18 protein-coding genes are annotated in these 20,981 nt (G+C 62.7%); 6 read left to right on the top strand and 12 right to left on the bottom strand.

The window, feature by feature from the left end:
* Window positions 1-36: 36 nt before the first annotated feature.
* The 3 genes from mazG to V1294_RS21540 all read right to left on the bottom strand — a co-directional run bounded on the left by mazG (window position 37) and on the right by V1294_RS21540 (window position 5,487).
* Window positions 37-930, bottom strand: coding sequence for a nucleoside triphosphate pyrophosphohydrolase (gene mazG, locus V1294_RS21550; RefSeq protein WP_334499953.1), 894 nt, complete (start codon window positions 928-930; stop codon window positions 37-39).
* Window positions 931-1,089: 159 nt separating this feature from the next.
* Complete coding sequence (locus V1294_RS21545) at window positions 1,090-2,088, bottom strand: GGDEF domain-containing response regulator (protein WP_334499952.1); 999 nt, start codon at window positions 2,086-2,088, stop codon at window positions 1,090-1,092.
* 3 nt (window positions 2,089-2,091) lie between these two features.
* Entirely contained in the window at window positions 2,092-5,487 is a 3,396-nt protein-coding gene (locus V1294_RS21540) for a response regulator (RefSeq protein ID WP_334499950.1), read from the bottom strand.
* A gap of 267 nt (window positions 5,488-5,754) precedes the next feature.
* Here V1294_RS21540 and queC point away from each other — a divergent pair, with 267 nt between their 5' ends.
* The gene (queC, locus tag V1294_RS21535) at window positions 5,755-6,465 is read left to right on the top strand and encodes a 7-cyano-7-deazaguanine synthase QueC (protein WP_334499947.1); all 711 of its coding nucleotides are present in this window, start codon (window positions 5,755-5,757) and stop codon (window positions 6,463-6,465) included.
* A gap of 151 nt (window positions 6,466-6,616) precedes the next feature.
* Here the strand turns inward: queC and V1294_RS21530 are convergent, their stop codons facing one another.
* From V1294_RS21530 to nthA, 3 genes are read right to left on the bottom strand one after another with little or no spacing between them, the layout of a single operon-like run.
* Window positions 6,617-7,003 carry a nitrile hydratase accessory protein gene (locus V1294_RS21530; RefSeq protein ID WP_334499944.1) on the bottom strand — a complete coding sequence of 129 codons (387 nt, stop codon included), beginning with the start codon at window positions 7,001-7,003 and terminating at the stop codon, window positions 6,617-6,619.
* Window positions 7,003-7,662 (bottom strand): nitrile hydratase subunit beta, encoded by a 660-nt coding sequence (nthB, locus tag V1294_RS21525; RefSeq protein ID WP_334499942.1) that lies wholly within the window; start codon window positions 7,660-7,662, stop codon window positions 7,003-7,005. The genes V1294_RS21530 and nthB overlap by 1 nt, the downstream gene beginning before the upstream one ends.
* Window positions 7,662-8,303: a nitrile hydratase subunit alpha gene (nthA, locus tag V1294_RS21520; protein ID WP_334499940.1), complete on the bottom strand. Its 642-nt coding sequence runs from the start codon at window positions 8,301-8,303 to the stop codon at window positions 7,662-7,664. The genes nthB and nthA overlap by 1 nt, the downstream gene beginning before the upstream one ends.
* Window positions 8,304-8,365: 62 nt before the next feature.
* Here nthA and V1294_RS21515 point away from each other — a divergent pair, with 62 nt between their 5' ends.
* Entirely contained in the window at window positions 8,366-9,127 is a 762-nt protein-coding gene (locus tag V1294_RS21515; RefSeq protein ID WP_334499938.1) for a hypothetical protein, read from the top strand.
* A gap of 8 nt (window positions 9,128-9,135) precedes the next feature.
* Here V1294_RS21515 and V1294_RS21510 read toward each other — a convergent pair whose 3' ends face one another.
* Window positions 9,136-10,353 (bottom strand): MFS transporter, encoded by a 1,218-nt coding sequence (locus tag V1294_RS21510; protein ID WP_334499934.1) that lies wholly within the window; start codon window positions 10,351-10,353, stop codon window positions 9,136-9,138.
* Window positions 10,354-10,501: 148 nt separating this feature from the next.
* On the opposite strand from V1294_RS21510, the gene V1294_RS21505 reads away from it, so the two are divergent.
* Window positions 10,502-11,308, top strand: coding sequence for an enoyl-CoA hydratase/isomerase family protein (locus V1294_RS21505; protein WP_334499930.1), 807 nt, complete (start codon window positions 10,502-10,504; stop codon window positions 11,306-11,308).
* 33 nt (window positions 11,309-11,341) lie between these two features.
* On the opposite strand, the gene V1294_RS21500 is transcribed toward V1294_RS21505, so the two are convergent.
* Window positions 11,342-11,734 (bottom strand): RidA family protein, encoded by a 393-nt coding sequence (locus tag V1294_RS21500; protein ID WP_334499928.1) that lies wholly within the window; start codon window positions 11,732-11,734, stop codon window positions 11,342-11,344.
* Between the two features lie 415 nt (window positions 11,735-12,149).
* Here V1294_RS21500 and V1294_RS21495 point away from each other — a divergent pair, with 415 nt between their 5' ends.
* Genes V1294_RS21495 through V1294_RS21485 form a run of 3 tightly spaced genes read left to right on the top strand, consistent with a single transcriptional unit; the run spans window position 12,150 to window position 16,762 of the window.
* Window positions 12,150-13,169: a TRAP transporter substrate-binding protein gene (locus V1294_RS21495; RefSeq protein WP_334499925.1), complete on the top strand. Its 1,020-nt coding sequence runs from the start codon at window positions 12,150-12,152 to the stop codon at window positions 13,167-13,169.
* A 16-nt stretch (window positions 13,170-13,185) separates the two neighbouring features.
* Window positions 13,186-15,084, top strand: a complete 1,899-nt coding sequence (locus tag V1294_RS21490) for a TRAP transporter large permease (protein WP_334499922.1) — start codon at window positions 13,186-13,188, stop codon at window positions 15,082-15,084.
* 28 nt (window positions 15,085-15,112) lie between these two features.
* The gene (locus V1294_RS21485; protein ID WP_334499920.1) at window positions 15,113-16,762 is read left to right on the top strand and encodes an acyl-CoA synthetase; all 1,650 of its coding nucleotides are present in this window, start codon (window positions 15,113-15,115) and stop codon (window positions 16,760-16,762) included.
* Between the two features lie 3 nt (window positions 16,763-16,765).
* Here V1294_RS21485 and V1294_RS21480 read toward each other — a convergent pair whose 3' ends face one another.
* From V1294_RS21480 to metG, 4 genes are read right to left on the bottom strand one after another with little or no spacing between them, the layout of a single operon-like run.
* Complete coding sequence (locus V1294_RS21480; protein ID WP_334499918.1) at window positions 16,766-17,398, bottom strand: antibiotic biosynthesis monooxygenase family protein; 633 nt, start codon at window positions 17,396-17,398, stop codon at window positions 16,766-16,768.
* 41 nt (window positions 17,399-17,439) lie between these two features.
* Entirely contained in the window at window positions 17,440-18,246 is an 807-nt protein-coding gene (locus V1294_RS21475) for an MBL fold metallo-hydrolase (protein WP_334499915.1), read from the bottom strand.
* A complete protein-coding gene (locus V1294_RS21470) occupies window positions 18,243-19,034 on the bottom strand; it encodes a TatD family hydrolase (protein ID WP_334504755.1) in 792 nt (263 codons plus the stop codon). The genes V1294_RS21475 and V1294_RS21470 overlap by 4 nt, the downstream gene beginning before the upstream one ends.
* A gap of 14 nt (window positions 19,035-19,048) precedes the next feature.
* Entirely contained in the window at window positions 19,049-20,980 is a 1,932-nt protein-coding gene (metG, locus tag V1294_RS21465; protein ID WP_334499913.1) for a methionine--tRNA ligase, read from the bottom strand.
* Between the last annotated feature and the right edge of the window lies 1 nt (window position 20,981).

Genomic DNA, 20,981 nt, shown 5'->3' with positions numbered 1-20,981 from the left:
GGGGACCCACAGCCACAGGCTGTAGTATGCGCGATACTAGCCGCGTGCCTTATCGTGAGATTCCGCGGTGTGGGTCCCGGCTCGCGCTTCGCTTGGCCGGGACGACGATGGGAGCTGTTCCGCATCCTTCGCCTCGTTCCACAGCGCGTCCATTTCTTCCAGCGTCGCGTCCTCGAGTGAGCGTCCTCTCGCGGAGAGCGCACGCTCGATATAGGCAAAGCGGCGTTCGAATTTGGCGTTGGTGCCGCGCAGTGCGCTTTCCGGATCGGCGCCAACATGGCGCGCCAGATTGACCAGCGCGAACAGGAGATCGCCTGTCTCGGCGGCGAGTTCGTCCGCATCGCCGTTGTCGAGCGCGGCCTCGATCTCGTCGGCCTCTTCGCGGATCTTGCTGAGCACCGCGCGGGGATCGTTCCAATCGAAGCCGACGGTCGACGCCTTGCGCTGCAATTCCATCGCCCGCGTCAGAGCGGGCTGGCCGGCCTTGACGCCCGATAGCAGCGATTGATGCGCGGTTTCTTCCGGCGGCCGCCGTGCCGCGCGCTCGGCCTTTTCCTCGGCCTTGATGCGTTCCCAGGCGCTTTTGACGCCGGCGGGGGCGATATTGCCGTCCTTGTCGGCGAACACATGCGGATGGCGACGGATCAACTTCGTTGTGATCGCCTCGACCACTTCGCCGAATGCAAAGGCGTTTTGCTCTTCCGCCATGCGGGCGTGATAGACGACCTGCAGCAGGAGATCACCCAGTTCCTCGCGGAGATCATCGAAGTCGCCGCGGGTGATCGCGTCGGCCACCTCATAGGCTTCCTCGATGGTGTAGGGCGCGATCGTCGCAAAATTCTGCTCGAGGTCCCATGGACAGCCCGTTACCGGCGTGCGCAGCGCCGCCATGATCTCAATGAGGCGGGAAATATCGCGGGAAGGGGTCATGGGATTTCCGTCGCTTGGGAGAACGAGCCGCTTTATGCCGCAAGCGGCGCGGCGATCCCAGCGGAACGAGCCGAAATAGGCGCGATTTTCCACCGATTGGCCACAGCCCCGGCCGGTGGACGCACAACCCATGCCCTAATTCGACGATCTGGTGAACGGTCAGGTTACAGTCGTTCTGATGTCCACGAGCGAAGGCTTGCTCGACGGCTCCGGCACCGCCGATGGTTGCTGATGCGTCTCGACGCGGTTGCGCCCGGCTTGTTTTGCACGATAGAGCGCAGCGTCAGCCTCAGTCAGCCAACCCTCGATCGACTTGTTCTCGGGCTCCGAGAAAGACGCTACCCCGGCGCTGATGGTCACGATCCCGTTTGCAGGGTTGCCATCGTGCGGGATCGCTATTTCCTGGATGGCTTGACGGAAGCGATTGGCCGCGACAAGCCCCGCCTCGAGATCTTGTTCGGGCAACAGGATCAGGAATTCTTCGCCACCATAACGATAGATTTGGTCGCCATTCCGGCACGTGCTCAACAGTGTCCGTGCCACAAGCTGGAGTACCCTGTCGCCGGCAAGATGGCCTTCATTGTCGTTGTAAGCTTTGAAGTAATCGACGTCGCACATGATCGCGCAGTAGCTGCGCCCATAGCGCTCCAGCTGCGCGTAAATCGCATCGAGGTCCTCGTTCAGCTTGAGGCGGCTGCCCAGCCCGGTCAGCGAGTCCGTGCGCGACTGGTCGAAAAGCCGACGATTGAGCTGCTCGAGCTCCGCCGCCTGCCGGAATAACTGCCGGTGAAGCGCCGTAACCCGCGAGGCGACATGCAGGCGAAGCTTCAACTCCCCGGCATCGAGGGGTTTGAAGAGGTAGTCGTCCGCGCCGGCCTCCATGCCACTTATGACATCAGCCCTTTCGTCGAAGATCGTCAGGAAGATGAAATAGGTGTAGGAGTCCTTGTTGCTCGCCCGGACCCGGCGACACAGTTCAATGCCGTCCATTCCCGGCATGCTGCGATCGCTGATGACAACGTCCACGTCGACCGTCTCAAAAAGTCGCCATGCCTCCTCACCACTGATCGCCTTGATGCACTCATGGCCCAACGATGTTACGGCGGCCTCGATGATCAGCCGTGATGCAGTGTCATCTTCGGCGACGAGGATGCGCATGGCTCATGCCTTTACAATTTCGGACCGCAGCGCACTGCTGACCGTATTGAACTGCCGCTCAAGATCCGCGACCAGCTGCGGTGCGACACCGGTATCACCGCTTCGGCCAAGCGTTTCCAGTTCGGCGCAGGTCCGGACCATTCCATGAGCGCCCAGATTGGCAAGGCTTCCCTTCAGCTTGTGGGCGAGCCTGGTCAGATGCACCGCATCGCCCAGTTGGGCCGAATTCCGCATCTCGGCCAACTGGCGCGGGGTTTCCTCAAGGAAGCAATCTACCAGTGCTTCGACCAGGCCGGGCGAGCCGGCTCTCTCAAGCGAGCGCAGTCCGTCGAGCACGGCGCGATCAACCACGTCGTCGGATTGCGGCTCCGCCGCGAGAGGCGGGGATTCGACCGCTGCAAACGTCGGCAACGATCGGTCGAGAGCAGCGGCAAGCTCGGAAGGCTTGAGCGGTTTGGTGATGTGGTCGTCCATTCCGGCGGACAGGCTCTTGGCGCGCGCGTCCTTCATGACATCAGCCGTGAGCGCGATGATTGGCGTACGCCGACCGGTTCCTTCGCGCAGTCGGATCGCCCGGGCGGCCTCGTAGCCATCCATCTCCGGCATCTGGCAGTCCATCAGAATCGCGGCGTAGGGGATCCGGCCGACAGCTTCAACAGCTTCGAGGCCGTTGGCCACGACATCGGCGCGAAAGCCGAGGGATGCGAGAATACCGATGGCCACCTTCTGGTTCACGATATTGTCCTCGGCGACCAGAATACGCGCATCTCGTTGCGGCGCGTTTTGCCCACGAGGATCCGGGATTTCGACCCGCAGAAATTCCTTCCTGACACTATCCGGCTCTGCCATCACGTCGGCCAGGCAATCATAGAGCGCGGATTGCCGCGCCGGCTTGGTGAGGCATGCGTCGAACAGGCCTTCACGGTTCGGCTGGGAACCGGCGTGGCTGATCGACGTCAGCAGGATCAACCGCGTACCGGCAATGGCAGGATCAGCCTTGATGGCACGGCCGAGGGCGGGTCCGTCTATGCCCGGCATCTGCATATCGACAATCGCCACGTCATACGGCTCGGCGCGAGCGACCGCGGCGCGCAGCATTTCCAGCGCGCGAATACCGGATTCGGCGCTGCCATTGCGCATTTTCCAGCCGACGATGTGCTCATGCAGGATCGCTCGATTGACCGCATTGTCGTCGACAGCAAGTACCCGCAACCCCCGGAGGTCCATGCGCCGCCGCTGGACTGGCTTCGACGAACGGTCAAGCGGCACCGTGAACCAGAACGTGCTGCCTTTTCCCAGCCCGCTTTCCACGCCGATCTCGCCGCCCATCAGACCTACCAGCCGCGCGCAAATGGCCAGACCGAGCCCGGTCCCGCCATATTTCCGGGTCGTCGAAAGGTCGGCTTGCGTAAACGCATCGAAGAGATGGGACTGTTGTTCCGCAGAGATACCGATCCCTGTGTCGCGAACCTCGAAACGAACCTTCAGGCGATCGTCGCTCTCCGCATCCAACCTGGCGCGCAACACCACCTCGCCGCGTTCCGTGAATTTGACCGCGTTGCCGGCCAGGTTTGTAAGAATTTGGCGCAAACGGAACGGATCGCCACGCAACGTCGTCGGCAGGTCGTGATCGATCAAACTCGCCAGCTCCAATCCCTTGGAGGCGGCATTGACTGCCACCATCCCGGTGACGCCCTCGACGACGTCGTACAGATCGAATTCGATGACTTCGAGTTCTATCTTCCCGGCCTCGATCTTCGAAAAATCGAGAACGTCGTTGATCACCCCGAGCAGGGCTTCTCCCGATTGGCGCGCCATCTCCGCGTAGGCGCGCTGCCGCGGATCGAGTTCGGTGTCCAGCAGCAGTCCGGTCATGCCAATCACGCCATTGAGCGGCGTCCGGATCTCGTGACTCATCGAACTCAGAAACTCGGACTTGGCGAGACTAGCCTGTTCCGCCTCGCGGGCCTTTTCGGCCAACATGGCCTCGGCGCGCTTCTGCTCGGTGATATCATCGTGAGTCGCAACCCAGCCGCCGTTCGACATCGTCGTTCGTCGAATAAGGATCACACGACCGTCCGCGAGCGTGAATGTCTCGGAGGCCAATGTAGGCATTCTCTGGGCATGTTCTTCGACGGACAGGTCGCTTTTTTCACCGTTTGCGACGTGACATTGCAGAAGTTGGGCCAGCGGCGTGCCGGGCTCGACCTGCTTTTCAGTCAGATTATACATCTGCCGGAAGCGATCGTTTGAGATCACCAGCCGCTTGTCCGCACTGAACATGCAAATGCCTTGCGAAATATTGGCGATGGCAGCATCGAACTGCATGTTTGCCCGCTTCAGCTCCGTCGATTGCTGCTGCAGGGAAGCCGCCATGCTGTTGAAGGTGTTTGCCAACTCGCCCAACTCGCCCTTTGCCTGAACGTGCGAGCGGTGATCGGCGTTTCCTTCCCCGACAATGGTGGCATCGCGCTGCAGTTGCCGTATTGGACGGACTATTCCCGATGAAAGCAGCCAGGCCAGCAGGTACGCCAACGCCACCGCCAATGCGGTCGAGATAAACGCCCATTGTGAGTGCTTGAATACGTTGGAGATTTGCACAGGGGGCAAGCCGACCGTCACGACCCAGGGAACGGTACGCGCCCTGGTGGTTGCTGTTACGCGCGTGACGCCATCGAGCCAGGCCAACTCTTCGCCTGCCTCGCCGGAACCGAGATGACGAGCCACGATCGGGTCGTTGCTCACGTTGCGGCCCGTCCATTCAGGACGATCCGTGCGGCCGATCACGATGCCGTTCTCGTTGAGAATCCTCACGGCACTTCCGGGCGGCAGCTTTGCGGAATCCACGATCTCGTTGATGCGCGCCAGTCTCATGCCCGTGACGATGACGGCCAGTATCGAGCCGGCGTCGTCAAGAACCGGACGCGCCTCAGCGGCAACCCACTCGGAGTTCAGCCGGCTTACGAGCGGCTCGCTTATCGTGAGCTTTCCTTCGCGCGCCGGTTTGAAATAGCTTCGCCCGATTCCGGAAAGCTTGCTTCGATCCTCCACAGGCCACTGCGACGTTCCGATGTTGTTGCCTGCCAGGTCGAACAGCAGAATGTTGTTCAAATAGGACGGCAGGTCGGCCTTTACCTTGGAAAGAATCACGTCGTTCTTTTCGGCATCCGCCGGATTGGTGGAAATCATTTTGCCGATAACGAGCAGCAAGGTATTCACGTCGTTGACGTGGTCATCGACGCGCGCCGCTGCCGTGTGCGCCGCGTTAATCGCAGCGGTCCGGGTGTTCGCAAAATCTTCGTTGAACCGTTCCCAAAGAAAAACGGCCGCCAGAAGCAGCAGCGGCAGAATGGCGGCTGTGACGAGAGCCAGCAGGCGCGTTCGGATACGTCCACTCATTGGGAATGCCGCCTTCCGCGCCCTGTGGCTGCCGGCGGCCAACCGACGGCTCGACGCGCATTGAATGGGCTAGGCGGCCGTTCGCGGCCCAATAGGGTGCAATTAAATTTACTAGCCGCTCGGCAGAAGCCGCCTCTGGCAGCAATATTGAACCGCCATGTAGTTAATAAAGCGTAACGATTTTGAGTGCCTGAGGCTGTGGCGGATATGATGGAACAGACTGTCACAACGATTGGCGGGAGTATCTCGCGGTGGTAAGTGCACCCCATGACCGATCAATCCCAGTCTGAAACCGCGCTGGTGCTGTTTTCCGGGGGGCAGGATTCCACCACCTGCCTTGCCTGGGCGCTGCAGCGCTTCGCCCGCGTCGAAATGCTCGGCTTCAGCTACGGTCAGCGCCATGCGATCGAGCTGGAATGCCGCGACCGCCTGCTGGCAGGCATCAAATCGTTGCGGCCGGATTGGGCGGCAAAACTCGGCGACAGCCACACGTTGGAAATCCCGACACTGGCCGTGATTTCCGATACCGCGCTGACCCGCGACGTCGCGATCGAAATGGGCGCGGATGGCCTGCCGAACACCTTCGTGCCGGGTCGCAACCTGGTGTTTCTGACCTTCGCGGCGGCGCTGGCGTACCGGCGCGGCATCCGCCACATCATCGGCGGCATGTGCGAGACTGACTACTCCGGCTATCCGGACTGCCGCGACGAGACCATCAAGGCGCTGCAGTCGGCGCTCAATCTCGGCATGGCGAAGAACTTTGAGCTGCATACGCCGCTGATGTGGCTCGACAAGGCTTCGACCTGGAAACTCGCGAACGAACTCGGCGGGGCAGGGCTGGTCGACCTGATCCGCGAGCACTCCCACACCTGTTACCTCGGCGAACGCGGCGCGCAGCACGATTGGGGCTATGGCTGCGGCGAATGCCCGGCCTGCGCGCTGCGGGCGAAGGGCTGGCGGGAATATGCGGGGACGTAGCGTGCCGCACACTGCCGTTGTCGTCGCCCGCCTTGTGCGCAATTGCGCACTGGGGCGGGCGATCCAGTATCCCGGAGACCTGCGTGTGAGCCGATAAGCCGCAGCGTACTGGATACCCGCCTCCGCGGGTATGACGACTGGGGACGCCGAGCTACTTCCCAAAATCCCCGGGCGTCAGCTCGATCGGCGCGCCGTGCGGCGTGCGGTCGGCGGCGTGGTCCCAGGCGTCGCGGTAGCGATGCAGAACATCCGATGTAGTAACGCCCTTGGCGGCGACCAGCGTTTCCAGCGTGGCGAGCCAGTGCCGGTAATAGGTTTCGCCGGTATCTGGATCGCCTTCGGCCTGCGCACGCTTGATTTGTGCGCCCAGCGTCTCCGCCCATTCCTTCCAGGTGAAGACGCCGGCTTCATGCAGCGCCAGCGCCATGGCGAAGGCGCGCGCCTCCCACGGCTCACGAAACACCGGGCCGTCCTCGTCACGGGGCACGCCGGGGACGGCGATGGCCGCCCGCATCGCCTGTTGCGGGGTCAGATTCATCAAACGCGCTCCAGATAGGATTCCCAGGCGTCGACGGAGACGCTGAGCGTGGGATCTCCGTCTTTGCCCCATAGCTCCGGCCCATCGAAACACACGGTGTAGAGCCATTGCGGGTCCTCGCCCTTGCCGAGCGAGTTGGTGTCGGGGAAGACGTGGCAGCCATGATTGAGCTCGATAGTGCCGAGATGGCCGCGGACATATTGCGGCAGCCGCGTATGCGTCACCGGGTGGATGTCCTTCATCCGCACGGTCTCGCCGACGGCAAACATCGCGGGCGCTTTCGGTTCGCGTTCGGTCGGGCCGCCGCGGCGGATCGCCGGCGTCACCTCAGTTGGCGCGATCGGCGTGACGCCGGGCTTGGGCGGCGACAGCACCTTGCCGGCTTCGATCTCCTCACGCGTCACCAGCCCGCGCTCGATCATCAGCGTTTCCAGCCCGGCCAGCCAAATCTGGAAATAGCTCTTGCTGAGATAATCCTCAGGCGGCCGGTTCTCGCGCGCAAACCGCGACATGTCGATGTTCCAGCCACCCGGACGCGCCATTGCGACCGTCAGCGCAAAGGCGCGGCGCTCCCAGTCGCCGTGAAACACCGGCTCGTTCGGCTCGGGTACGACCGGGCCAAAACCCTTGGCGCCGCCCATGTCATGTGCGCCGTCCATCAGGCAGTCCCGTCCGGCTGTTTCGGCAGGCCCGTGCCGATCATGCTGTCGCGGGTGACGAGCTCGGCGAGCTGCTCGGCGCTCCAGCCCTCGGTGCCCTCAGGGCGCATCGGCAGCACGAGGTAGCGGATCTCCGCCGTAGAATCCCAGACGCGGATCTTGGTGGCGTCCGGCAGCGTCACGCCGAAATCCTTCAACACGCCGCGCGGATCGGAGACGGCGCGCGAGCGATAGGGCGCCGATTTGTACCAGACCGGGGGCAATCCCAGAACGGGATGCGGGTAGCAGGAGCACAACGTGCACACGACCATATTGTGCTGCTCGGGCGTGTTCTCCACGACGACCATGTGCTCGCCCTGGCGGCCGGAATAGTCGAGTTCCGCAATCGCCGCCGTCGCGTCCTTCATCAAGCGGGCGTGGTAGGCCGGATCGGTCCAGGCCTTGGCGACCACGCGAACGCCGTTGCGCGGTCCGATCTTCTTTTCATAGAGATCGATCAGGAGATCGAGGGACGCCGGATCGACATAGCCTTTCTCGGTCAGGATCGATTCCAGCGCGCGCACGCGCAGCTCGGTCTCCGACAACTCGGAGTGGTCGTGATCGTGGTGGTGGCCGTGGTGATGGTGATCATGGTCGCTCATGCCGTCAGGATAGTCGCAAAATCCGGGCTATGTCGAGGCAGGGACTCTGCTAGCATTTGCCCATGGGGATCAGGGCAGGGTGCACCAAAATAGCGGCGGCCGTGGCCATTTTGGCCTGGCTTCCGGCCGGAGAGGCGCGGGCGGCGAATGGCGCCTATGCGGTCGATGCGGCCGACATTGGAGAGGCCGGCTCGTGCAAGGTCGAGAGCTGGCTGTCGTCGGCTTCCAACACCGATTTTACGGCGGTCGCCAATCCATCCTGCGTGGTCAATGCGTTCAAGGCCGTTGAGTTGAGCATGTTCACCAGCCGCGCGCGCAGCGATGGTGAATGGGGTACCACGATCCAGCCAAAAGCCAAGATGAACATTGCGCCAACTGGGGTCGGCAGGCTTGGCATCTCGTTCTACGCCGGCGGAGGTTTCGATGCGCTGACCGGCGAACACGTCTCGGCCTTTGCTGTGATCCCCGCGACGTTCCGGCTGAACGAGACTATGCGCATCAACGTCAACGGCGGCTGGCTGTGGGACCGCAGCGTCGATCGCCACTATCTGCTCTACGGCATCGGATTCGACTGGAAGTTTACCGACACCTTGCAGTGGACGATCGAAGCGTTCGGCCAGGCCGGGCAGTCCGATATTCCGAGCGCGGTACAGCCGCGGTTTCAAACCGGCGTGCGCTACCGGCCGAACGAGATTTTCTCGGTCGACCTGATCTACGGCCGCAACATTTCGGGTGAGAACGCCAACTGGATCACGCTCGGCACCACGATCCGTTTTCCGGTGCCCGGCGGCAAGCCGGAGCACCATCGCACGGGTCACCTTTAAGCCGGCACTCATGCCGGCTGCAGCCTTTCGCGAGATTTCGAAGGCAGCGGCGGGAAGGCGAGCGCAATCGCCATCGCGCCAAGCCCGACGCTGAGCGCGCCGATGTACAGCCAGCGATAGTCATGAAACGTGTCGAAGATCATACCACCGATCCAGGGCCCAAGGGCCATGCCGAGGCTCGACACCATCGTTGCGGCTCCGAACACCGTTCCCATGATCCGGGGACCAAAATATTCGCGCGCGAGCACGGCGTAGAGCGGCATCACGCCGCCATAGGCGGTCCCGAAGACGATCGCGAGCGCATAGAATTCGCCCAGTTTGCTCACGTAGAGATAGGTCCCGATCGCCAGCGCCTGCACCAGCAGCCCGCCGATCAGAACCCGCTTCGCGCCGAACCGGTCGGCGAGGATGCCGAGGAGGAGGCGGCCACCCAGCCCGGACAGGCCTTCGACGCTATAAATGCTGACCGCGGTCATCGCCGGGATGCCGCAGAGCATCGCGTAGCTGACCATGTGGAAGATCGGTCCTGAATGCGCGGCGCAGCAGGCGAAGAAGGTCAGCGCCAGCACCAGGAACTGGGGCGAACGAAGCGCTGCCGCAACGGACAAGCCGGCTCCGGGATCGCCGGCAGCGCCCTTTGCCGCCGCACGTGACGGCGTTGCCTCCGGCGCCTGCCGCACCAACAGCGCCGCCGGGATCAGCAACGCCCACGCCATCAGGCCCACCGTCATCATCGCGGTACGCCAATCGTAGGTCGAGATCAGCCAACGCGCGAACGGCGAGATGGTCATCGGCGCGACGCCCATGCCTGCGGACACCAGCGATACTGCGAGGCTGCGGTTGTTGTCGAACCAAACTGTCGCGGCCGCGATCATCGGCGCGAAGAAAGCGCCCGCGGCAAGGCCGATGAGGATGCCGTAGGTGAGCTGGAATTCGATCAGCGAGGTCGAGCGGCTGGCGAGAAACAAACCAAGGCCCAGGAGCAGGGCGCCGCTCAAGACGACGGGACGCGTACCAAACCGGTCGTTGACCGCTCCCCAAGCGAAGCCGGCTATTCCCATCGTAAGAAAGTCGATGGTCATCGCGCCCGAGATCCCGGCGCGTGACCAGCCCGTTTCCGCGGACATCGGCTCCAGATACACGGCGAGCGAGAACATTGCGCCAATGCCAACGCACGTCATCAGCGCGCCCACACCGACGATCACCCAACGATATGACGGTCCCATGCGTAAAATGCTCCTTGTTCGATCCCCTCAACGCGAAGCGGATGCGGTTTTCTCGAACAGGACGAATGGGAACCGGCGAAGGATACTGGTCCGCCAAATTTATTTCTGAGCTAGACTTCGGAAAAATGACGGGCAGGGAGGCAATGCGTTGGCCGAATTTGTGAAGATCGAAAAGGGCCTGGGACCGGATGGCCGCATCGCGGTCGTGCGTTTCGACCGCGGCGACGGCATCAATGCGTTGTCGCCGGAGGCGTTACGCCAGCTCACGGACGCCGCTCGCAGTTTTGAGGATGACGGCGAGACCTCGGTCGTGGTGCTGGCCGGCGGCGCCAAATCGTTCAGCGCCGGCTTCGACCTCAAGGACCCCGAAGGCCGGTCTCGCAAGTCCATGGATCTCGGCGCGCTGCGCCGGCACCTGAAACTTGGACCGCGGCTAACGCGGGCCTGGCAGGAGATGGAGCAGATCACGATCGGCGCCATCGAGGGATTTTGCGTCGGCGGTGGCGTTGCGCTCGCGGTCGCATTGGATTTCCGCGTGATGGCCAGCGACGCTCATATGCGCGTGCCCGAGATCGGGCTTGGCATGAACATGAGCTGGCAGAGCGTGCCGCGCATGCTGCATTTGATGGGACCGGCCCGCACCAAGCAGGCCGTCATCCTGGCCGACCAGCGCATCTCGGCCGCTGACGCCTATGAATGGCGGCTGGTGGAGGAGGTGGCTGAACCCGGCAAAGCGTTTGACGCGGCAATGGCACTCGCCGCCAAGGTGGCCGCCCAGCCGCCGCTGTCGGTCGCCATGACCAAGCTGACCGTCAACCGCCTGGCGCATGCGCTCGACGATCTGGCGAGCCACATGGACCTCGACCAGTTTGCGCTGGCGAGCATGAGCGAGGATCACAAGGAAGGCGTGGAAGCGTTTCTGGGCCGCCGCAAACCGCGGTTCAAGGGCAGGTAGCAAGTCTTCACGGCACGCCCGGACGGGCGCCCGTCAGACCCCGGCAATACAATCAACCTCGACGTCAAATGGACCGTGCCAACCGGAAACGAAGATAAAACTACGGGCAGGAGGATCCGTTGGAAAATACCGTGCGTATACCGCGTTGATCGTCTGAAAGTGAATTGGATCATTGCAATACACGTTACTCTTGATGACCTTTTCGAGTGACGTTCCGGCCGCTTCCAGACACAATTTCATCTGATCAAGAACGATCTCTGTCTGCCTCTCTATCGACACGCGCTTTATCTCTCCGGTTACCGGGTCATAAGGCGGGTGCTGGGACACATAGACCAGGTCTCCGTGCCGAACGACGGGGGCTACGGGAACGCGGCGCGCCTCGATATAGGTCGACAAGGGCTCCACGCGGAATGTTTGCTTGTTCACGACGACTTCTCCAGCCCGTTGCTACCACCCAATAGCGCAGCCTATTTCATGGATGCTGACACCGTAGTGTCAGCAGCGTTGGCGATCTCGTCGATCTGTTTGCCCTGACGAGCCTGAAAGAGAAGACCACAATGCGGGACTTGCAAACCAGCCGACCCGGGAGAGCCGGATACCTGTAATTCGCATAAGGTATATTATGGAATATCTATATCTACAATTAGATCAGATATTTAGGCGGATCTTCTAGCAAACCAGGCCAGCCCGGCGGCTGTACAGGCGTTCGTTTGGCCCAAGCAATCCTGCTCCGCCAAAGCCTGTGTTGCCGCCGCGTGCGGACGCTGCAATAAGCGCGCGAGTACGCTGACTCGCGACATCGGACCATTGCAAGAACAATAACTCTCAAGGGAGAACCAGGATGAGTTTTTCACGACGCACGCTTCTCAAGGCATCTGCTGCGTCAGCGGTTTTGGGCGGCATCGGCGCGCCGCCGGTGGCGCGGGCCCAGACTGCCGAATTTACCTACAAATACGCCAATAACCTCCCTGATGGACATCCGCTGAACATCCGGGCCAAGGAGATGGCCGCAGCGATCAAGGCCGAGACCAATGGCCGGTTCGACCTCCAGATTTTCCCGAACAACCAGCTCGGTTCCGATACCGATATGCTGAGCCAGATCCGCTCGGGCGGCGTCGAGTTTTTCACGCTGTCGGGGCTGATTCTGGCGACGCTGGTGCCGGCGGCGTCCATCAGCGGCATCGGCTTTGCATTCCCGGACTACGACACGGTCTGGAAGGCGATGGACGGGGGCCTGGGCGCCCATATCCGTGGCGAGATCACCAAGGCGAACCTCGTGGTGATGGACAAGATCTGGGACAACGGCTTCCGCCAGACCACGTCGTCGACCAAGCCGATCAACGGCCCGGATGACCTCAAGGGCTTCAAGATCCGCGTGCCGGTCTCCCCGCTCTGGACCTCGATGTTCAAGGCGTTCGATGCAGCGCCCGCCTCGATCAATTTCAGCGAGGTCTATTCGGCGCTGCAGACCAGGATCGTCGAGGGCCAGGAAAATCCGCTGGCGATCATCTCGACGGCGAAGCTGTATGAAGTCCAGAAGTTCTGTTCGCTGACCAACCATATGTGGGACGGCTTCTGGTTCCTGGCGAACCGCCGCGCCTGGGAAAAGCTGCCTGAGGACATCAGGACCATCGTCGCCAAGAACATCAACGCGGCGGCCGTCAAGGAGCGCGAGGACGTCGCCAAGCTGAATGCCGGGTTGCAGCAGGAACTGGCCGGCAAGGGCCTGACCTTCAACCAGCCCAACGTGACGCCGTTCCGCGACAAGCTGCGCTCCGCCGGCTTCTACGCGGAATGGAAAGGTAAATACGGCGACCAGGCCTGGGAGCTGCTCGAAAAGTCCGTGGGCAAGCTGTCCTGAGCATCTGAAGGCCATCATGGCTCATGCCGACATGACTGAAGTGGTTGGCGGCGAGGTGGCTCAGTCCCCTCGCCGCCGCTCATTGCTGGCGTCGATCGAACACGCCTTGGGAATGCTGGTCGAGATTCCAGCGGCGCTTCTGGTCGTCGCCGAGATCGTGATCCTGTTTGCCGGTGTGGTGGCGCGTTATGCGCTGCACCGGCCGCTGATCTGGTCGGACGAACTGGCGTCGATCCTGTTCCTGTGGCTCGCCATGCTGGGCGCCGCGGTCGCGTTCCGCCGCGCCGAGCACATGCGGATGACCGCGGTGGTCGCCAGCGCGAAGCCCGCCATGCGCGGCTATCTCGATTTGGTGGCGACCGTAGCCGCACTGGCGTTTCTGGTTCTGATTGCCTGGCCGGCTTACGAATACGCCTACGAGGAAAGCTACATCACCACGCCTGCGCTGCAGATCAGCAATATCTGGCGTGCTGCGGCGCTGCCGGTCGGTATCGCGCTGATGGCGCTGTTTGCCTTCCTGCGGCTGGCCCGGTCGGGCAATGGACGGACCATGCTGGCTGCGATCCTGTCGGTCGCGCTTGTCATCGCGGTGTTTTGGCTGCTCAGGGGCTCGCTGAAGCCGCTCGGCAATCTCAATCTGATCATCTTCTTTGTCGGCGTCGCCGGCTTCTGCGTGTTTGCAGGTGTACCAATTGCGTTCGGGTTCGGGCTTGCGACCTACGGCTATCTGGCGCTGACCACGGGCACGCCGCTGATGGTGTTGGTCGGCCGCATGGACGAGGGCATGAGCCACCTCATCCTGCTGTCGGTGCCCCTGTTCGTCTTCCTGGGTCTGCTGATCGAGATGACCGGCATGGCGCGCGCCATGGTGGCGTTCCTGGCGAGCCTGCTGGGCCATGTCCGCGGCGGGCTGCATTACGTACTGGTCGGGGCGATGTATCTGGTGTCGGGCATCTCGGGCTCGAAGGCCGCCGATATGGCCGCCGTGGCGCCGGTGCTGTTTCCGGAAATGAAGGCGCGGGGCGCCAAGCCGGGCGATCTGGTCGCCCTCCTCTCTGCAACCGGCGCACAGACCGAGACCATTCCGCCGAGCCTGGTGCTGATCACCATTGGCTCCGTCACCGGCGTCTCGATCGCAGCGCTGTTCACCGGTGGCCTGTTGCCGGGTCTGGTGCTGGCGATCACGCTGTCGGCGCTGGTGTGGTGGCGCTACCGGAACGAGGATCTGCGCCATGTCACGCGGGCGACCGGCGGTGAGATCGCCAGTGCGTTTGCCATCGCCCTGCCCGCCATCGCGCTGCCATTCGTGATCCGCTACGCGGTGGTCGAAGGCATCGCGACCGCGACCGAGGTTTCCACCATCGGCATCGTCTATGCCTTCATCGTCGGCTACCTGATTTACGGCCTCTTGATCTACCGCAATTTCGACTGGCGGCGGATCATGCCAATGCTGGTCGAGACCGCGTGCCTGTCGGGCGCTATCCTGCTGATTATCGGCTGCGCCACCGGCATGGCGTGGGGCCTCACACAGTCCGGCTTTTCGCGGACGCTGGCGGCCGCCATGACCGGCCTGCCCGGTGGTTCGGCGACGTTCATCGCGGTGTCGATCGTGGCCTTCGTGATCCTGGGGAGCGTGCTCGAGGGTATTCCGGCGATCGTGCTGTTCGGGCCGTTGCTGTTTCCGATCGCCCGCGCCGTGGGCGTCCACGAGGTGCACTACGCGATGATCGTAATTCTCGCGATGGGTATCGGGCTATTCGCTCCGCCGTTCGGAGTGGGCTATTATGCCGCCTGCGCCATCGGACGCGTCGATCCGGCCGAGGGTATCCGGCCGATCTGGGGTTACCTGTTGGCGCTGATGGTCGGCCTGATTATCGTGGCGATCTTCCCGTGGATTTCCATCGGGTTCTTGTAAGTCTAACTTTTCAGATGGGACACAGCCGATGAGTGCAGCCCAGAACCAGTATTCGATCGGATTGGACAAGACGCCGGCGAACTATGTGCCGCTGACCCCGCTCAGTTTTCTAGCCCGCAGCGCCGCTGTCTATCCGGATCACCTCAGCACGGTCTATGAAGGCCGCAGCTTCACTTGGGCGGAGACCTATGCGCGGTGCCGGCGCGTTGCGTCCTGGCTCGCCGGCCGTGGCATCGGCCACGGCGATACGGTGGCGGTGATGCTGCCGAACGTTCCGGCCATGAACGAGGTGCACTTTGCGGTTCCGATGGCGGGCGCCGTCTTGAATGCGCTGAACATCCGGCTCGATGCGCCCTCGATCGCATTCCAGCTCGACCATGGCGGCGCCAAAATCATTCTGGTCGACCCGGAATTCTCCAACGTGATCGCGGAAGCGCTGACGCTGATGACCGGGCCAAAGCCCTTCGTGGTCGATGTCGATGATGCGGCGTTTGCGGGCGGCAAGCGGATCGGTGAACTCGAATACGAGGCGGCGGTCGCGGCGGGCGATCCGGCTTTCGTCGCAAGGCTGCCGGCCGACGAATGGGACGCGATCGCGCTCAGCTATACTTCGGGCACCACGGGCAATCCGAAGGGCGTCGTGACCCATCACCGCGGCGCGTATCTCAACGCCGTCAGCAATATCCTTGCCGGTAATCTCGGCCAGCACCCGGTGTATCTGTGGACGCTGCCGATGTTCCACTGCAACGGCTGGTGCTTTCCGTGGACGGTCGCGGCTTCGGCCGGCATCAACGTCTGCCTGCGCAAGGTCGATCCGGCAAAAATCTTTGAGCTGATCCCGAAGCACGGCGTCACCCACATGTGCGGCGCGCCGATCGTCTACAACACGCTGATCAACGCGCCCGGCGCGCCGAAGGGCAAGGCCGCGCGCCCCGTGATCGGATTGATCGCAGGCGCCGCACCGCCGGTGGCGGTGCTCGAAGGCGCCGAAAGCATCGGCATCAAGCTGACGCATGTCTACGGCCTGACCGAGGTCTATGGCCCCGCCTCCGTTTGTGCCGAGCAGCCGGGCTGGGACGAGTTGCCGGCCGATCAGCGCGCCCAGATGAAGCGCCGGCAGGGCGTGCCCTACCCGCTGGAGGAAGCCGTGACCGTGCTCGATCCCGTGACGATGCAGGAGGTGCCGCGCGACGGCGAGACCATCGGCGAGGTGATGTTCCGCGGCAATATCGTGATGAAGGGTTATCTGAAGAACGAGAAGGCCACGCAAGAAGCCTTCGCCGGCGGCTGGTTTCACACCGGCGACCTCGGCGTGCTCGACGAGCACGGCTACGTCATCATCAAGGACCGCTCCAAGGACATCATCATATCGGGCGGCGAGAACATTTCCTCCGTCGAGGTCGAGGACGTCCTCTACAAGCACCCCGCGGTGCTTTTCGCGGCCGTGGTCGCCAAGCCCGATTCCAAATGGGGCGAAGTGCCCTGCGCCTTCGTCGAACTGAAGGAAGGCGCCAAGGCGACGGAGGCCGAGATCATCGCCTTCTGCCGCACCCACATGTCGGGATTCAAGACACCGAAGGCAGTGGTGTTCGGAGTCATCCCGAAGACGTCTACAGGCAAGATCCAAAAATTCATGCTGCGAAACCAAGTGGATTCGGCGAAGGCGATTTCGGCCTGACCGTCAGTGCGAGCGAGGCGTGACCGGGGGGTAATATTGCGGCGCCTCGGCGCGTTCATACATTCCGTAGTCGCGCATGACCTCGAAAATGCGGAAATATTCGGTTGTCGGATCGGCAAACAGGCGGGGGCCGAATTCGATGCCGGCGCGATCGTCCGGTAGATCGACGAGGTGCGCAAAATGCCCCTCACGATAGACGCTCACGAAAGCGTCACGGCGCCATCCGGTCTCCACCGGCAGCGTGGCATGCTTCGATTCCGAGGCGAGGATATAGGTCGGCTGGCGCCGTGCCGGATCATTATAGGGCGTGCGCCGTTCGGGCTGCCAGACCGGCTGTCCGGGCCTTGCCTCGTGAATGACCTGGGCGACGCGGATGCGATAGTCGGAAAAGACCTTCTCGCGGCCGATGGTCTGGACGTCATGATGGTAGGCATGGACCCGCCAGGCCGTCAGTGCCCCCTCGTCCTGCCAGATCTGGTAGGACAGCAGCAGGTTCTCCCGCGTCAAACTCCTGAAGCGATCGATGAAGAGGCAGCCGCCCATCGCCTCGAGCTCGGGCTTCAGCGCGGCCGCGAGATCGAGATATTGATCGCGGTGCCCGGGCCTTGTCTGGACTTCAAAGAACAGGCCAATCATTGACGTTACTCCGCGTTCTGCGATCGAATTGCGACGCAGGCTCAGCCTGCGCCGTCCAGCGTCAGCCTCATCCCGTCATATGCCGGGATCACGCCGGCCGGCAGGCTCTGGCGCAGCACTTCGTAATCGAGATCGGAATGCATGTTGGTGATCACGGCGCGCTTGGGCTTGAAGCGCTCGATCCAAGAAAGCGCGTCATTGACGCTGAAATGGCTGGGATGGCCGGCATAACGCAGCCCGTCCACGATCCAGAGGTCGAGGTTTTCCAGCGCCGGCCAGCTCTCCTCGGGAATGTCGTGGAGGTCAGGCGTGTAGGCTGCGGCGCCGATGCGGAAGCCCAGCGCGGGAATCCTGCCGTGGTGAACCAGGAAGGCGGAAAGCTTCACCGGCCCGCCCTTCCCTTCGGTCTCATGATTCTCGCCCGCTTCGATCGAATGGCGCGTCAGGATCGGCGGATAGTCGCTGCCCTCGGGTGCGATGAAGCAATAGGAGAACCGCGCCATCATGTCTTTCGCGGTCGACTGGTTGAAGTAGACCGGAATGCGCCGGCGCTGATGCAGCACGACCGAGCGCAGATCGTCGATGCCGTGGGTCTGGTCGGCGTGCTCATGGGTCAGGTACACGGCGTCGATGTGATCGACCTCGGCATCGATCAACTGCTCGCGCAGGTCGGGCGAGGTGTCGATCACGATCCGCGTGGTGCCGTGCGTACCCGTGCGCTCGACCAGAAGCGAGCAGCGGCGGCGGCGGTTTTTTGGATTGTTGGGATCGCAGGCGCCCCAGCCGAGCGCCGGACGTGGCACGCCCGCCGAGGAGCCGCAGCCGAGAATCGTCAGCGTCACCGTCATGCGGCTGCCTTCGGTGCCGGCACTTTTGAAAATAGCCGGAAGAAATTTTCGGTGGTCTGCCGCGATATCTCTTCCAGGGAGACACCACGCGTCTCTGCCAGTACTTTTGCGACCTCGATCACGTAGGACGGCTCGTTGCGCTTGCCGCGAAACTTGCCGGGGGCCAGATAGGGCGAGTCGGTTTCGACCATGATGCGGTCGGCCGGGAGTTCGGCGGCGAGTTCGCGCAACGCTTCGGACTTCTTGAACGTCAGGATGCCCGTGAACGAGATCGAGAGGCCCAGACTGATCGCCTTCATCGCCAGCGCCCGCCCGCCGGTGTAGCAATGCAGCACCGCACGGAACGCTCCCTTTGCCACCTCGTCTTCGAGAATGCGGCCGCAGTCCTCGTCAGCGTCGCGGGTATGGATCACCAGCGGCAGGCCGGCGGCGCGGGCGGCTGCGATATGCGCGCGAAAGCCGCGCTCCTGCGCTTCGCGGGAGCCGTGCTCATAGAAATAATCGAGCCCCGCCTCACCCAGTGCCACGACCTTCGGATGCTTGGTCAGCTCGATCAGTTCACTCGCGGGAATGCCGTCTTCCTCATCGGCCTGATGCGGGTGGGTGCCGACCGAGCAATAGACGTTGGGAAACCGCTCGGCGATGGCGAGCAGCCCGCCGAGCCGCTTCACCCGGGTCGAGATGGTGACGATGCGGCCGATTCCGGCGGTCTCGGCGCGCGCGACGATGGCGTCGAGATCCTCGGCAAAATCCGGAAAGTCGAGGTGGCAATGGCTATCGACGAGCATGGTTTGCAAACGGCTCAATCCACCTTTGGTTCAACGTAGCGCGGAAACACGCCGACCGGCGGCGGCAGGGTTGCGCCGGGCTTGATCCGCGTGCTGAGCGCTGCGAAGTCCCGCGCATCCTGGGGAACGCCGAGACTGTCGAGCAGCTTGCCCGAGGCATCCGGCATCACCGGCTGGGTCAGGATGGCGACCTGCCGCACGACTTCCGCCGTCACGTACAATACGGTTTTCTGTCTGTCAGGATCGGTCTTGGCCAGCGCCCACGGCGCCTCGCCGGCGAAATAGCGATTGGCTTCCGCGACCACGGACCACACCGCGTTCAGCCATTGATGGATCTGTTGGGTCGCCATCGCGGTTCGCGACGCCGCCAGCATGGCGTCTGCCTCCGCCAGGATCTCCCTGTCATTATCGGTGAACTCGCCGGGCTCCGGCAGCACGCCGCCGAGCTGCTTGGCGATCATCGACAGCGAGCGCTGCGCCAGGTTGCCGAGATCGTTGGCGAGGTCGGCATTGATGCGCGCGACGATGGCTTCGTGGTTGTAGTTGCCGTCCTGGCCGAACGGCACCTCGCGCAGGAAGAAATAGCGCATCTGGTCGACGCCATATTGATCGGCCAGATTGAAGGGATCGACGACGTTGCCGACCGACTTTGACATCTTCTCGCCCCTGCTGAACAGGAAGCCGTGGGCATAGACCCGCTTCTGCACGGGAATGCCAGCCGACATCAGGAATGCCGGCCAGTACACCGCGTGGAAGCGGATGATGTCCTTGCCGATGACGTGCACGTCCGCCGGCCAGTAGCGCCAGTTCGGATCGCTCTCGTCGGGAAAGCCGACGCCGGTGATGTAGTTGGTCAGCGCATCGACCCAGACATACATTACATGCTCAGGATCATCAGGCACCTTGACACCCCAGTCGAACGTCGTGCGCGAGATCGAGAGATCCTTCAGACCGCCCTTCACGAAGCTGATGACTTCGTTGCGACGCGAATCCGGTCCGATGAAATCGGGCTGGTTCTCGTAGAGTGCCAGCAGCCGGTCCTGATAGGCGGAGAGCTTGAAGAAGTAGCTCTTCTCCTCGACCCATTCGACGGGCGAGCCCTGCGGGCCGCGGCGCACATTGTCCTCACCGAGGACGGTTTCCTCCTCGGCGTAATAGGCTTCGTCGCGCACCGAATACCAGCCGGCATAGGTGTCGATGTAGATGTCGCCGTTCTGCTGCATCCGGTTCCAGACCACCTGGACCGAACGATGATGGTCGGGCTCCGTGGTGCGGATGAAGCGGTCGAACGACACGTTGAGACGCTCGTCCATCTCCTTGAACCGGCCCGCATTTCGCGCAGCAAGATCAGCGACGCTCATGCCTTCGCTCTCGGCGGTTTGCACCATCTTCAGGCCGTGCTCGTCGGTGCCCGTGAGAAAAAATACGTCCTTGCCGTTAAGCCGCTGAAACCGCGCCAGCGCATCGGTCGCGATCGCCTCGTAGGCGTGGCCGATATGCGGAATGCCGTTGGGATAGGCGATCGCGGTGGTGATGAAGTAAGTATTGCGCTCGGCAGCCACCGCCGGCTGGGCCGCGGCAGCCGGCTTCGCGCGCGGCGTGGTTGGCTTTGCACGTTTAGCTACGGGGGCTGCCTGTACGGCAGGAGCTGCCTCTTGCGATGTTACCGCGCGCGTCTTCGTCGTTTTGTTCGTGGATTTCTTCGCTGATTTCTTGGCAGGCTTCTTGGCAGCTTTCTTCGCAGCCTTTTTGGGTGACTTTTTCGCGACTTTGCTGGCAGTCTTCTTCGACGCCTTGCCGGCCTTCTTCACAACGCGCGTGCGTTTGGTCGCACCTTTCTTGGCGGCGCGCTTCTTCGCCGCCTTCTTGCTGGCGGACGCGGGCGGCGACTTGCGAACCTTCTTCGCCTTGCGCTTTTTCGAAGCTTTCTTTCCAGCCTTCGCCACC

It is taken from the genome of Bradyrhizobium sp. AZCC 1678 (assembly GCF_036924765.1).
In the GTDB taxonomy this organism is placed as follows: Bacteria; Pseudomonadota; Alphaproteobacteria; order Rhizobiales; family Xanthobacteraceae; genus Bradyrhizobium; species Bradyrhizobium algeriense.
This window is presented reverse-complemented; position numbering and strand designations above follow the sequence as displayed.

Bases quoted from the DNA above. Each gene is read 5' to 3' on its own strand.
- mazG (WP_334499953.1), bottom strand. From the start codon at position 930: ATGACCCCTTCCCGCGATATTTCCCGCCTCATTGAGATCATGGCGGCG.
- V1294_RS21545 (WP_334499952.1), bottom strand. From the start codon at position 2,088: ATGCGCATCCTCGTCGCCGAAGATGACACTGCATCACGGCTGATCATC.
- V1294_RS21540 (WP_334499950.1), bottom strand. From the start codon at position 5,487: ATGAGTGGACGTATCCGAACGCGCCTGCTGGCTCTCGTCACAGCCGCC.
- queC (WP_334499947.1), top strand. From the start codon at position 5,755: ATGACCGATCAATCCCAGTCTGAAACCGCGCTGGTGCTGTTTTCCGGG.
- V1294_RS21530 (WP_334499944.1), bottom strand. From the start codon at position 7,003: ATGAATCTGACCCCGCAACAGGCGATGCGGGCGGCCATCGCCGTCCCC.
- nthB (WP_334499942.1), bottom strand. From the start codon at position 7,662: ATGGACGGCGCACATGACATGGGCGGCGCCAAGGGTTTTGGCCCGGTC.
- nthA (WP_334499940.1), bottom strand. From the start codon at position 8,303: ATGAGCGACCATGATCACCATCACCACGGCCACCACCACGATCACGAC.
- V1294_RS21515 (WP_334499938.1), top strand. From the start codon at position 8,366: ATGGGGATCAGGGCAGGGTGCACCAAAATAGCGGCGGCCGTGGCCATT.
- V1294_RS21510 (WP_334499934.1), bottom strand. From the start codon at position 10,353: ATGGGACCGTCATATCGTTGGGTGATCGTCGGTGTGGGCGCGCTGATG.
- V1294_RS21495 (WP_334499925.1), top strand. From the start codon at position 12,150: ATGAGTTTTTCACGACGCACGCTTCTCAAGGCATCTGCTGCGTCAGCG.
- V1294_RS21490 (WP_334499922.1), top strand. From the start codon at position 13,186: ATGGCTCATGCCGACATGACTGAAGTGGTTGGCGGCGAGGTGGCTCAG.
- V1294_RS21485 (WP_334499920.1), top strand. From the start codon at position 15,113: ATGAGTGCAGCCCAGAACCAGTATTCGATCGGATTGGACAAGACGCCG.
- V1294_RS21480 (WP_334499918.1), bottom strand. From the start codon at position 17,398: ATGATTGGCCTGTTCTTTGAAGTCCAGACAAGGCCCGGGCACCGCGAT.
- V1294_RS21475 (WP_334499915.1), bottom strand. From the start codon at position 18,246: ATGACGGTGACGCTGACGATTCTCGGCTGCGGCTCCTCGGCGGGCGTG.
- V1294_RS21470 (WP_334504755.1), bottom strand. From the start codon at position 19,034: ATGCTCGTCGATAGCCATTGCCACCTCGACTTTCCGGATTTTGCCGAG.